This window comes from Citrobacter sp. CK199, from assembly GCF_030333285.1.
GTDB classification, from domain to species: Bacteria; Pseudomonadota; Gammaproteobacteria; order Enterobacterales; family Enterobacteriaceae; genus Citrobacter_B; species Citrobacter_B koseri.
The window spans coordinates 341,237-353,590 of the sequence record NZ_JAOWGF010000029.1 but is presented as its reverse complement, the minus strand read 5'-3'; the positions used below and the strand labels follow the sequence as shown (position 1 = coordinate 353,590).

Genomic DNA, 12,354 nt, shown 5'->3' with positions numbered 1-12,354 from the left:
ACCATAATTGCAGCAATATGACATCGCCATTACATTGTATGTCCTGAAAAGAGATTACGCCGCCTGCCGAATGCGGGTTTATTGAGGATCATCAGTTGTCTGAGTTACTTTCCATCGCCCTGTTTCTCGCATCCGTGCTGATTTATGCGTGGAAAGCGGGTCGCAACACCTGGTGGTTTGCCGCCATTTTAGCGGTACTTGGGCTTTTTGTTGTCTTAAATATTACGCTCTATGCCAGTGATTACTTTACCGGTGACGGCATTAACGATGCGGTTCTCTACACGCTGACCAACAGCCTGACGGGTGCCGGCGTCAGCAAATATATTCTGCCCGGCGCCGGCATCGTACTTGCGCTGGCCGCCGTATTTGGCGCGTTAGGCTGGGTTCTGCGCAGGCGTCGCCACCATCCTCACCATTTTGGCTACAGCCTGCTGGCGCTCTTACTGGCGCTGGGATCGGTGGATGCCAGCCCGGCATTTCGCCAGATCTCCGAACTGGTCAAATCCCAGTCGCGCGATGGCGACCCGGACTTCCCGGCTTATTACAAAGAACCGTCGAAAACGATCCCGAATCCACAGCTCAACCTGGTCTATATCTACGGTGAAAGCCTGGAGCGCACCTATTTTGATAACGATGCCTTCCCGGATCTCACGCCGGAACTCGGAGCGCTGAAAAACGAAGGGCTGGATTTCAGCCACACCATGCAATTGCCGGGCACAGATTACACCATCGCCGGAATGGTCGCCTCGCAGTGCGGCATCCCGCTGTTTGCGCCGTTTGAAGGCAACGCGTCGGCTTCCGTATCCAGCTTCTTCCCGCAGAATATCTGCCTGGGCGATATCCTGAAAAACTCCGGCTATCAGAACTATTTTGTGCAGGGCGCAAATCTGCGTTTCGCCGGAAAAGACGTGTTCCTCAAATCCCACGGTTTCGACCACCTGTATGGTGCGGAAGAGTTAAAAACCGTGGTGGCTGACCCGAGCTATCGTAACGACTGGGGCTTTTACGACGATACGGTGCTCGACGAAGCATGGAAAAAGTTTGAAGAACTCTCTCGCTCCGGCCAGCGTTTCTCGCTGTTTACGCTGACGGTGGATACTCACCACCCGGACGGGTTTATCTCACGCACCTGTAACCGCAAGCGTTACGACTTCGACGGTAAGCCGAACCAGTCCTTTAGCGCCGTCAGTTGCAGCCAGGAGAACATTGCCGAATTTATCAATAAAATCAAAGCATCGCCGTGGTTTAAAAATACCGTCATCGTGGTTTCCTCCGACCATCTGGCGATGAACAACACCGCGTGGAAGTACCTGAACAAACAGGATCGCAACAACCTGTTCTTCGTGCTGCGCGGCGACCAGCCTCAGCAGGATACGCTGGCGGTGAAACGCAACACGATGGATAACGGCGCGACCGTGCTGGATATTCTGGGCGGGGATAACTTTATCGGCCTGGGGCGCAGCAGCCTCTCCGGTCAGTCGCTGTCGGAAGTCTTCCTGAACAGCAAAGAGAAGATCCTGGCGATGAAGCCGGACATTATTCGCCTGTGGAACTTCCCGAAAGAGATGAAGGATTTTACCGTCGATCGGGATAAAGACATGATCGCTTTCTCAGGGAGCCACTTCCGCCTGCCGCTGCTGTTGCGGGTGTCGGATAAGCGCGTCGAACCGCTGCCGGAAAGTGAATACTCCGCCCCGCTGCGTTTCCAGCTGGCTAATTTTGCCCCGCGCGATAACTTCGTCTGGGTCGATCGCTGCTACAAAATGGCGCAGCTGTGGGCGCCGGAGCTGGCGCTCTCCACCGACTGGTGCGTTTCACAAGGGCAACTGGGCGGGCAACAAAGCATCCAGCACGTCGATAAAGCACAGTGGAAAGGCAAAACGGCGTTTAAAGATACGGTTATCGATATGGAACGTTACAAAGGCAACGTTGATACGTTGAAGATCGTCGATAACGATATTCGTTACAAAGCCGACAGTTTTATCTTTAACGTGGCTGGCGCGCCGGAAGAGGTGAAGCAGTTCAGCGGTATTTCACGACCGGAATCGTGGGGGCGCTGGTCTAATGCGCAACTGGGTGATGAGGTGAAGATTGAATACAACACGCCGTTACCGAAGAAATTCGATCTGGTGATCACCGCCAAAGCCTTTGGCGCGAATGCTAATCGCCCTATTCCTGTTCGCGTAGGCAAGGAAGAACAGACGCTGGTGTTAGAGAACGAAGTCACCACAACAACGCTGCATTTTGATAACCCGTCAAATGCCAGTACGCTGGTGATTGTGCCGCCCGACCCGGTATCGACCAATGAAGGCAATATTCTCGGCCACTCCCCGCGTAAGCTGGGTATCGGGATGGTTGAGATTAAAGTGGTGAATGCCGAAGGCTAATCCTTAGTACAGGCCCGATAACACAACGTTTATCGGGTCTGCGCAATCCACGCTATACTCCCACGCATGAAGATGACTTTTCGCCCTACCACGCTGGCTGATATCACCGTCATGCCCGCCATTGAACGCTCTGCGGGTCAACGCTTTCGGGACGTGCCTGCGCTGGCATGGATAGCCGACGGCCCTGTTATTTCAGTTGAACAACACCGGGAACACGCCGCAAAAGGATTGAGCTGGCTGGCGCTGGCCGATGAGCGTCCTGTCGGTTTTTTACTGGCCGAAGCGCTGGATTCATCGCTGTTTATCGCCGAGGTGTCTCTGCTGCGTGAATGGCAGGGAAAAGGCATTGGCCGTCAACTGATTGCGTACGTCGCGGAGCAGGCGCGCAGCAGCGGTTTTGATGCGCTGACGCTTACCACCTTTCGGGACGTGGCGTGGAATGCGCCGCTCTATGCGCGAATGGGATTTGTGGTGCTGGATGATGAGCACCTGTCGCCAGGGTTACTTCAAAAGCGAGAGGAAGAAGCGGCGCACGGTCTGGCGTATGAATCACGCTGCGCCATGCGCCTGAGGCTGGTTTGAAGCGCCCGATGGCGGCTGTCGCCTTATCGGGCCTACATAGCACCGCATCCATACCGTAGGCCGGATTCATCCGGCAACACAGCAACTCCCTACCCGTAGGCCGGATAAGCGTTAGCGCCATCCGGCATCACAGCAGCTCCTTACCCGTAGGCCGGATAAGCGTTAGCGCCATCCGGCATCACAGCAGCTCTCTGCCCGTAGGCCGGATAAGCGCCAGCGCCATCCGGCATGACGGCTTAGAAGGTTTCCCAGTTATCGCCGCTATCCGCGACGGCTGCTTTACGCGGCAGTACAGACGCAGAAGCCGGTTTCACCGCTGCGGCATCACGCGCACGCTGCTGTTCCTGCTGAATGCGGAATACGGCAACGGCCTGCGTCAAGCGGCTGGCCTGCTCTTCCAGCGCGGCAGCGGCGGCGGCAGACTCTTCCACCAGCGAGGCGTTCTGCTGGGTAACGCGATCCATCTCCGCTACCGCCAGGCCAACCTGGTCGATACCACGGCTTTGCTCATCAGATGCCGAGGCGATTTCCCCCATGATATCGGTCACACGCGTCACCGCGTTCACGATTTCATCCATCGTTTCACCGGCGCTTTCGACCAGCGTTGAGCCCACATCCACACGGCTGACGGAGTCTTCAATCAGGCTCTTGATCTCACGCGCCGCCTGCGCACTGCGTTGCGCCAGGTTGCGAACTTCACCCGCTACCACGGCAAAACCACGCCCCTGTTCGCCCGCGCGCGCCGCTTCTACCGCCGCGTTCAGCGCCAGGATGTTGGTCTGGAAAGCAATACCGTCGATCACACTGATGATGTCGGCAATTTTCTGCGAACTGGAAGCAATATCACGCATCGTTTGCACGACGTTATCCACCACTTTACCGCCTTTCTGCGCGGTTTCAGACGCGCTCAATGCCAGATGGCTGGCCTGGCGCGCGTTCTCGGCGTTCTGTTTCACCGTAGCGGTCAGCTCTTCCATGCTGGCGGCGGTCTCTTCCAGAGAGGCGGCCTGCTGTTCAGTACGGGAAGAGAGATCGTTGTTGCCCATCGCGATTTCGCTGGCGCCGCTGTAAATCGCATTCGCGCCGTTACGCACATCACCGACGGTACGAACCAGCTCGCCCTGCATATGACGCAGGCTCTGCGCCAGTTGTCCCATTTCGTTAGAGCCTTCCACATCAATGCGTTTCACCAGATCGCCGTTCGCAATATGACGAATACTTTCGATCAGACGGTTCATCGGCGCGATCAGAGAGAGCTTAATGCCGAACCAGACGGCGACGATCACCAGCAGCACAACGATTAACACGCTCGCCAGTACCCACATCGCCTGGCTGTATGAACGGTTATTATCTTCTACCGCAATGTCATACAGACGATCGTTCTGCTGCATGTAGTTAACATACTGCTTCTCAAAACCGTCCTGATAACCCTGAGTCGGCTGATCGAAGAAGTCGTTGATCTTACCTGCGCCCAACAGTTGGATCAGCTCCGCCAGCGCATTGTGGTAGATATCGTAGTTACGCTTGATCTCCACTGCCGCCGTTTCACTCTGGCGCGGATCGCGAGGCAACGCCTCGTACTCAGCCCAGTGTTTTTCCGCCAGTTTCAGAGAGGTCGTCGCAATTTGCATCAGATCGGTAACGGTCGCGCCGCTGCCAATATTGTTCTGATCCATCATGTAACGGATACCCGCCCGGTTCAGGGTGTTTCGCGTTTGCAGCAGCGCAACCCAGCTGGCGTTCAGTGTGGACTGTTGCTGACGAATGGTTTGCAGAACGGTGAAGTTCTCTTTGTCATTCTTCAATGAGTTAAAGAACAAACCGCCTGAGGTGAGTTGTAAAAGGCCAAATATTGCCAGGACCAGCAGCAAGCTGGTCACAATCTTGATTCGTTTTAACATGTTTTCTCTTTCCGCTAGACAGATACCAGAATTTTCGGCCTGGAAAGGGAAAACTTTACCGAATTCGTACTGGTTGGGACGATATCAGCACGAATGATTCTCCGTTCACGATCGACGAAAAAGAAATGCTGGATTTTAATTAGTGATCTCAATCACATAAATGACCGCATCCCTCCGTCGGAAAAACCACTCACTGACACTCCTGACCGCTTAAGCCCACATATAACCACTCACTTATTTACCTTACTTTACGCGCGCGTATCTCTGGCAGGATCACCTCAGCATAGCAGTCAATTTACCTCCTCAAACACAGACTCAAACCCAACGGCTTCGGCCAATTATTAATCTTAAAAACCAGGTTTTACTATGGATACGAAAAAGATATTCAAGCACATACCCTGGGTGATTCTTGGAATCATCGGTGCATTCTGCCTCTCGGTCGTCGCCTTACGCAGAGGTGAGCACGTCAGCGCCCTGTGGATCGTGGTCGCTTCCGTCTCTGTTTATCTGGTGGCTTATCGCTACTACAGCCTGTACATCGCCCAGAAGGTGATGAAACTCGACCCAACGCGTGCTACGCCTGCGGTCATTAATAACGACGGACTGAACTACGTACCGACAAACCGCTACGTACTGTTTGGTCACCACTTTGCCGCTATCGCTGGCGCCGGCCCGCTGGTCGGCCCGGTTCTGGCCGCGCAAATGGGCTACCTGCCGGGTACGCTGTGGCTGCTGGCGGGCGTAGTGCTGGCCGGTGCGGTACAGGACTTCATGGTGCTGTTTATCTCTTCCCGCCGTAACGGCGCGTCTCTCGGTGAGATGATCAAAGAAGAGATGGGCCCGGTGCCGGGCACCATCGCCCTGTTCGGCTGCTTCTTAATCATGATCATCATCCTCGCGGTACTGGCGCTGATTGTGGTAAAAGCGCTGGCCGAAAGCCCGTGGGGCGTCTTCACCGTTTGCTCAACCGTACCTATCGCGCTGTTTATGGGGATCTACATGCGCTTCCTGCGTCCGGGACGTGTGGGTGAAGTCTCCGTTATTGGCATCGTGCTGCTGGTTGCCTCTATTTACTTCGGCGGCGTAATTGCGCACGATCCGTACTGGGGCCCGGCGCTGACCTTTAAAGACACCACCATTACCTTCGCGCTGATCGGTTACGCGTTTATTTCCGCACTGCTACCGGTATGGCTGATCCTCGCCCCGCGCGACTATCTGGCAACCTTCCTGAAAATCGGCGTTATCGTCGGTCTGGCGCTGGGGATTCTGATCCTCAACCCAGAGCTGAAAATGCCGGCGATGACCCAATACATCGACGGTACCGGCCCGCTGTGGAAAGGCGCGCTGTTCCCGTTCCTGTTCATCACCATCGCCTGTGGCGCGGTATCTGGCTTCCACGCGCTGATCTCTTCCGGTACGACGCCGAAACTGCTGGCTTGTGAAACCGACGCGCGTTTCATCGGCTATGGCGCAATGCTGATGGAGTCCTTCGTGGCGATCATGGCGCTGGTTGCGGCGTCTATCATCGAACCGGGTCTCTACTTCGCGATGAACACCCCGCCAGCGGGCCTCGGTATCACCATGCCGAACCTGCACGAAATGGGTGGCGAGAACGCGCCGCTGATTATGGCGCAGCTGAAAGACGTCACCGCGCACGCGGCGGCAACTGTCAGTTCCTGGGGATTTGTGATTTCGCCTGAGCAGATCCTGCAAACCGCGAAAGACATCGGCGAACCGTCGGTACTGAACCGCGCAGGTGGCGCACCGACGCTGGCGGTCGGTATCGCTCACGTATTCCACAAAGTGTTGCCGATGGCTGATATGGGCTTCTGGTATCACTTCGGTATTCTGTTCGAAGCGCTGTTCATCCTGACCGCACTGGATGCGGGCACCCGCTCCGGCCGCTTTATGTTGCAGGATCTGCTGGGTAACTTCGTCCCGTTCCTGAAGAAAACCGACTCTCTGGTTGCTGGCGTCATCGGTACTGCGGGTTGCGTCGGTCTGTGGGGCTACCTGCTGTATCAGGGCGTGGTTGATCCGCTGGGCGGCGTTAAGAGCCTGTGGCCGCTGTTCGGTATCTCCAACCAGATGCTGGCCGCCGTGGCGCTGGTTCTGGGCACCGTGGTACTGGTTAAAATGCAGCGCACCAAATACATCTGGGTTACCGTTATCCCGGCAGTATGGCTGCTGATCTGCACCACCTGGGCGCTGGGTCTGAAACTGTTCAGCACCAACCCGCAGATGGAAGGCTTCTTCTACATGGCTAACCAGTACAAAGAGAAGATTGCCAACGGCAGCGAACTGACCGCGCAGCAAATTGCCAATATGAACCACATCGTCGTGAACAACTACACCAACGCAGGCCTGAGTATTCTGTTCCTGGTGGTAGTGTACAGCATCATCTTCTATGGGTTCCGTACCTGGCAGAAAGCCCGTACCATCAACGGTCGTACCGATAAAGAGACGCCGTATGTACCGGTGCCGGAAGGCGGCGTGAAGACCTCTTCACACCATTAATCGGATGCCGGGTGGCGCTACGCTTACCCGGCCTACAAAATGCAGTTAACGTAGGCCGGATAAGGCGCAAGCCGCCATCCGGCAAAACCAACGCCCGGTTCGCTGGGCTTTATTCATATCTGGATGAGAAAATGTTTGGTAACTTAGGTCAGGCAAAAAAATATCTCGGCCAGGCGGCGAAGATGTTGATTGGCATTCCAGACTACGACAACTATGTCGAGCATATGCAAACCAACCATCCAGACAAGCCGTACATGAGCTATGAAGAATTCTTCCGCGAGCGCCAGCAGGCACGTTACGGCGGCGACGGAAAAGGCGGCATGCGCTGCTGTTAATGGAGGCACTGATGACCCCGATTGCAGTTACCCTACTCACCGGTTTTCTCGGCGCGGGTAAAACCACCCTGCTGCGCCACATTCTTAACGAAAAGCACGGCTACAAGATTGCCGTTATCGAAAACGAATTTGGCGAAGTTTCCGTTGACGATCAGTTGATTGGCGATCGCGCCACCCAGATCAAAACCCTGACTAACGGCTGCATTTGCTGTACCCGCTCCAGTGAACTGGAAGACGCGCTGTTAGACCTGCTCGACAACCTCGACCAGGGCAACATCCATTTCGACCGTCTGGTGATTGAGTGCACCGGCATGGCCGACCCCGGCCCGATTATTCAGACCTTTTTCTCCCATGACGTGATTTGCCAGCGCTACCTGCTGGACGGCGTGATTTCGCTGGTCGATGCGGTACACGCCGACGAGCAGATGAACCAGTTCACCATCGCCCAGTCGCAGGTCGGTTATGCCGACCGCATCCTGCTGACCAAAACCGACGTGGCGGGAGTTAGCGAAAAACTGCGTGAACGCTTAGCGCGCATCAACGCCCGCGCCCCGGTTTACACCGTCACGCACGGCGATATCGACCTCTCCCTGTTGTTCGACACCAACGGCTTTATGCTGGAGGAGAACGTGGTCAGCGCCACACCGCGCTTCCACTTTATCGCCGACAAACAAAACGATATCTCATCAATTGTGGTGGAGCTGGATTATCCGGTAGACATCAGCGACGTTTCCCGCGTCATGGAAAACCTGCTGCTGGAGTCCGCCGAGAAACTGTTGCGCTACAAAGGAATGCTATGGATTGAAGGCGAACCGAACCGCCTGCTGTTCCAGGGCGTCCAGCGCCTGTACAGCGCCGACTGGGACCGCCCGTGGGGCGACGAACAGCCGCACAGCACGCTGGTGTTTATCGGTATTCAACTGCCGGAAGACGAGATCAGAGCCGCATTTGCGGGGTTGAAGAAGTAATGCGTATCAGGGCCATCACGGGATGATGGCCCCTGCTGAGCTGATAAGAAACACCCCATTCGCCGTTGTCGTACTCTTCCCATCACCAGCACACCACCACATAAGGATAAATACAAGCTACCTTAACCACGAGGGTATATTATATTCCGGCAAAGGTTCTACAATATAAGAATCTCTCCTGTCACTCCCTTTTTTGCAGGTAAGCTCATAGAACCCCCATTTTTCATTTTTATCTGAATAAAAGACTGTATATTTATTAGTATTAAAACCAAAATACTTTTCGTTTTTATTCTTAATTTTTAGCTCACCACATTTTGCTTCATCACGCCATTCATAGTTGATGGTCTTTTTTAGCACAAAATAAGCGGCATCACCGATCAGCATAGGAACAAGCAGAAACAAAAATATTGACATGATAAAAGCACCCGTTAATGTAAAGATTCGATACCCTTTTGCTTTATCACCGTAACGCAGAAATAGCCCATAGCAAATAGGTTGTGATAACCACAAGAAAAACATAAGAAATGCGGTGGCTTTCCAACAATATTCTAACCACGGAGAAGAGGATAGCGCCAGATTACTAATTTGCCAGAAAATGCTGGCAGAGTAACTACTAGTAAAAGCAAAAATACCTGAAAATGCGGTAACAGCCAGGCCGATTACCTTAAGGGTTTTTGCTGTATTATTTCTGGCAAGATCTAAAACAGTCAAAATGCTACTAATGAGGATAGAGACTGAAAATAAAATTGCTAACCAATACGTTATGGTGTTAACAAACACATTAGCAGACAACAACAAAAGCAAAAAAATTGACCATGCAGTTAGCGATAGAATACCAGCAAACCGAGTCAATAAATGGTTATTGTCTGTACGTATAAAGAAACTAATATATTCCCTGACTCGATTTTCTTGAGTACAAGAGAATATCAGAATAGATATAAAAAGAAATGCAACCAGGTAACTTTTTAAAGGAAACTTATAGGGAATTAAATAGATTGCGATCATGCCGTAGACAACCACCGCAGAGTCTAATTTTTTCTGTTTAAAATGTTTAAGAAAGGATCTCCAAATATTAATAACTTCCATATTAAAACCTTATATGTTGGGTACAAAATTCACGAATTCATCTAAAACAGAGACTTAACACCAATAATGCACATAGCGTGTAATGATTTCATCTGATTTTTTGTGTAGAATTCGCGCATCGCTATTTGATGAGAATCCCCAATGGCTGACCTGAACCTGAGTACCCTGACGGAAGCAGACATCATCACCAAACGCGTTATGCCCGCCATCCTTGATGCTGGCTGGAACGACACAACGCAAATCAGACAAGAGGTCAAACTCCGGGACGGTAAGGTCATTGTGCGCGGCAAAGTCGCGGCGCGCAGAACGGTGAAATCTGCCGATATCGTGCTGTATCACAAATTAAACATGCCACTGGCGGTGATCGAAGCCAAAGCCAATAAACATGAAATCGGCAAAGGCATGCAGCAGGCACTGGGTTATGCCCACCTGCTGGACGTTCCCTTTGCGTTTGCTTCTAACGGCGATGGCTTTATCTTCCACGATAAAACGGCAATCGGCGCGATTGAGCGAGAAATTACCCTCGACGAATTCCCAACGCCTGACGAATTGTGGCAAAAATACTGCGTCTGGAAAGGTTACACCGAAACTCAGCTTCCGGTTATTACCCAGGACTACTACGATGACGGCAGTGGCAAAGCGCCGCGCTACTATCAGCTACAGGCCATCAATAAAACCATTGAAGCCGTGTCCGCCGGGCAGAACCGCGTTCTGCTGGTGATGGCGACCGGAACGGGGAAAACCTACACCGCCTTCCAGATTATCTGGCGTTTATGGAAAGCGAAAAGTAAGAAGCGGATCCTGTTCCTCGCCGATCGCAACATTCTGGTCGATCAGACCAAAAATAACGACTTCCTGCCGTTTGGCACGGCAATGACCAAGGTCACCGGGCGCACCATCGACCCGGCATTTGAAATCCACCTCGCGCTGTACCAGGCCATCACCGGCCCGGAAGAAGCTCAAAAAGCCTTTAAGCAGGTAGCCCCGGATTTCTTTGACCTGATTGTGATCGACGAATGCCATCGCGGCAGCGCCTCCGAAGACAGCGCGTGGCGCGAAATCCTCGACTATTTCAGCGCCGCCACGCAGATTGGCTTAACCGCCACGCCGAAGGAGACTCATGAAGTCTCCAGCACCGATTACTTCGGCGACCCGGTCTATATCTACTCGCTGAAAGAAGGCATCGAAGACGGCTTCCTTGCCCCTTATAAAGTGGTGCGCGTCGATATCGACGTCGATCTCCAGGGCTGGCGCCCGACTAAAGGCCAGACGGATAAAAACGGCGAGCTGATCGACGACCGTATCTACAACCAGAAAGATTTTGATCGCACGATGGTGATTGATGAGCGTACCGAACTGGTGGCCAAAACCATTACCGATTACCTCAAGCGCACCAACCCGATGGATAAAACCATCATCTTCTGTAACGACATCGATCACGCGGAGCGGATGCGCCGCGCGCTGGTCAATCTCAACCCGGAACAGGTCAAGAAGAACGACAAGTACGTGATGAAAATCACCGGCGATGACGACATTGGCAAAGCCCAGTTGGATAACTTTATTAACCCCAAAAAAGAGTATCCGGTTATCGCCACCACCTCCGAGCTGATGACCACCGGCGTCGACGCAAAGACCTGCAAACTGGTGGTGCTGGACCAAAACATTCAGTCGATGACCAAATTCAAGCAGATCATCGGCCGCGGCACCCGCATCGATGAACGCTACGGCAAGCTATGGTTCACCATCCTCGACTTCAAAAAGGCTACCGAACTGTTCGCCGACGAGCGCTTCGACGGCATCCCGGAAAAGGTGATGGACACCACGCCGGAAGATATCGCCGACCCGGACTCTGATTTTGAAGCGCAGTTCGACGAGCACGAAGAAGAGGCCGAAGACGACATCACCGGGGCCGATGAAGATCCTGCGCCGTATACCGTCACCGGCTCAGACGATGTCGGCCCGCTGCCGGAAGACGACGAGAACAAAGTACGTAAGTTTCACGTTAACGGCGTGGCCGTCGGCGTGATCGCCCAGCGCGTGCAGTATTACGACGCCGACGGCAAGCTGGTCACCGAATCCTTCAAAGATTACACCCGCAAAACGCTGCTCAAAGAGTACGCCTCGCTGGATGATTTCACCCGCAAGTGGCAGGACGCCGAACGCAAAGAGGCCATCATCAAGGAACTGGAGCAGCAGGGGATCATCTGGGAAGTACTGGCGGAAGAGGTCGGTAAAGAGCTCGACCCGTTCGACATGCTGTGCCACGTGGTGTATGGTCAGCCGCCGTTAACCCGCAAAGAGCGGGCGGAGAACGTGCGTAAGCGCAACTACTTCACCAAATACTCCGACGCCGCGCAGGCGGTGCTGAATACGCTGCTGGATAAATACGCCGATGCGGGCGTGCAGGAAATCGAGAGTATTCAGGTGCTGAAGCTCAAGCCGTTCGACAGCATGGGTACGCTGCCGGAGATCATTAAAAGCGGATTCGGCGACCGTAACGGGTATAATCAGGCCATCAGCGAGCTGGAGAGCGAAATCTACCACCTACCGCCCCGCTCCGCGTAACCACTCCCCTTTT

8 protein-coding genes are annotated in these 12,354 nt (G+C 53.6%); 6 read left to right on the top strand and 2 right to left on the bottom strand.

Annotation, left to right across the window (positions count from 1 at the left end):
• The first annotated feature begins 95 nt into the window (after positions 1–95).
• Together opgB and OGX75_RS19970 are read left to right on the top strand one after the other, a co-directional pair.
• Positions 96–2,387, top strand: a complete 2,292-nt coding sequence (opgB, locus tag OGX75_RS19975) for a phosphatidylglycerol--membrane-oligosaccharide glycerophosphotransferase (protein ID WP_200053696.1) — start codon at positions 96–98, stop codon at positions 2,385–2,387.
• Between the two features lie 66 nt (positions 2,388–2,453).
• Positions 2,454–2,969 carry a GNAT family N-acetyltransferase gene (locus OGX75_RS19970; RefSeq protein ID WP_286451531.1) on the top strand — a complete coding sequence of 172 codons (516 nt, stop codon included), beginning with the start codon at positions 2,454–2,456 and terminating at the stop codon, positions 2,967–2,969.
• 236 nt (positions 2,970–3,205) lie between these two features.
• Here OGX75_RS19970 and tsr read toward each other — a convergent pair whose 3' ends face one another.
• Positions 3,206–4,870, bottom strand: a complete 1,665-nt coding sequence (tsr, locus tag OGX75_RS19965) for a methyl-accepting chemotaxis protein (RefSeq protein WP_012134223.1) — start codon at positions 4,868–4,870, stop codon at positions 3,206–3,208.
• Between the two features lie 366 nt (positions 4,871–5,236).
• Here tsr and btsT point away from each other — a divergent pair, with 366 nt between their 5' ends.
• From btsT to yjiA, 3 genes are all read left to right on the top strand, one after another.
• Positions 5,237–7,387, top strand: coding sequence for a pyruvate/proton symporter BtsT (gene btsT / locus OGX75_RS19960; RefSeq protein ID WP_047459136.1), 2,151 nt, complete (start codon positions 5,237–5,239; stop codon positions 7,385–7,387).
• A 131-nt stretch (positions 7,388–7,518) separates the two neighbouring features.
• Complete coding sequence (locus OGX75_RS19955) at positions 7,519–7,722, top strand: YbdD/YjiX family protein (RefSeq protein ID WP_024130742.1); 204 nt, start codon at positions 7,519–7,521, stop codon at positions 7,720–7,722.
• An 11-nt stretch (positions 7,723–7,733) separates the two neighbouring features.
• Positions 7,734–8,690 carry a GTPase gene (gene yjiA / locus OGX75_RS19950; RefSeq protein WP_024130743.1) on the top strand — a complete coding sequence of 319 codons (957 nt, stop codon included), beginning with the start codon at positions 7,734–7,736 and terminating at the stop codon, positions 8,688–8,690.
• 117 nt (positions 8,691–8,807) lie between these two features.
• Here the strand turns inward: yjiA and OGX75_RS19945 are convergent, their stop codons facing one another.
• A complete protein-coding gene (locus OGX75_RS19945; protein ID WP_110494706.1) occupies positions 8,808–9,776 on the bottom strand; it encodes a hypothetical protein in 969 nt (322 codons plus the stop codon).
• 141 nt (positions 9,777–9,917) lie between these two features.
• On the opposite strand from OGX75_RS19945, the gene hsdR reads away from it, so the two are divergent.
• Positions 9,918–12,341, top strand: a complete 2,424-nt coding sequence (gene hsdR / locus OGX75_RS19940) for an EcoAI/FtnUII family type I restriction enzme subunit R (RefSeq protein WP_286451530.1) — start codon at positions 9,918–9,920, stop codon at positions 12,339–12,341.
• Positions 12,342–12,354: the final 13 nt, after the last annotated feature.

What these genes read in the sequence shown, in the direction of transcription:
- OGX75_RS19970 (WP_286451531.1), top strand. Translation starts at nt 2,454, where the DNA reads ATGAAGATGACTTTTCGCCCTACCACGCTGGCTGATATCACCGTCATG.
- tsr (WP_012134223.1), bottom strand. Translation starts at nt 4,870, where the DNA reads ATGTTAAAACGAATCAAGATTGTGACCAGCTTGCTGCTGGTCCTGGCA.
- btsT (WP_047459136.1), top strand. Translation starts at nt 5,237, where the DNA reads ATGGATACGAAAAAGATATTCAAGCACATACCCTGGGTGATTCTTGGA.
- OGX75_RS19955 (WP_024130742.1), top strand. Translation starts at nt 7,519, where the DNA reads ATGTTTGGTAACTTAGGTCAGGCAAAAAAATATCTCGGCCAGGCGGCG.
- yjiA (WP_024130743.1), top strand. Translation starts at nt 7,734, where the DNA reads ATGACCCCGATTGCAGTTACCCTACTCACCGGTTTTCTCGGCGCGGGT.
- OGX75_RS19945 (WP_110494706.1), bottom strand. Translation starts at nt 9,776, where the DNA reads ATGGAAGTTATTAATATTTGGAGATCCTTTCTTAAACATTTTAAACAG.
- hsdR (WP_286451530.1), top strand. Translation starts at nt 9,918, where the DNA reads ATGGCTGACCTGAACCTGAGTACCCTGACGGAAGCAGACATCATCACC.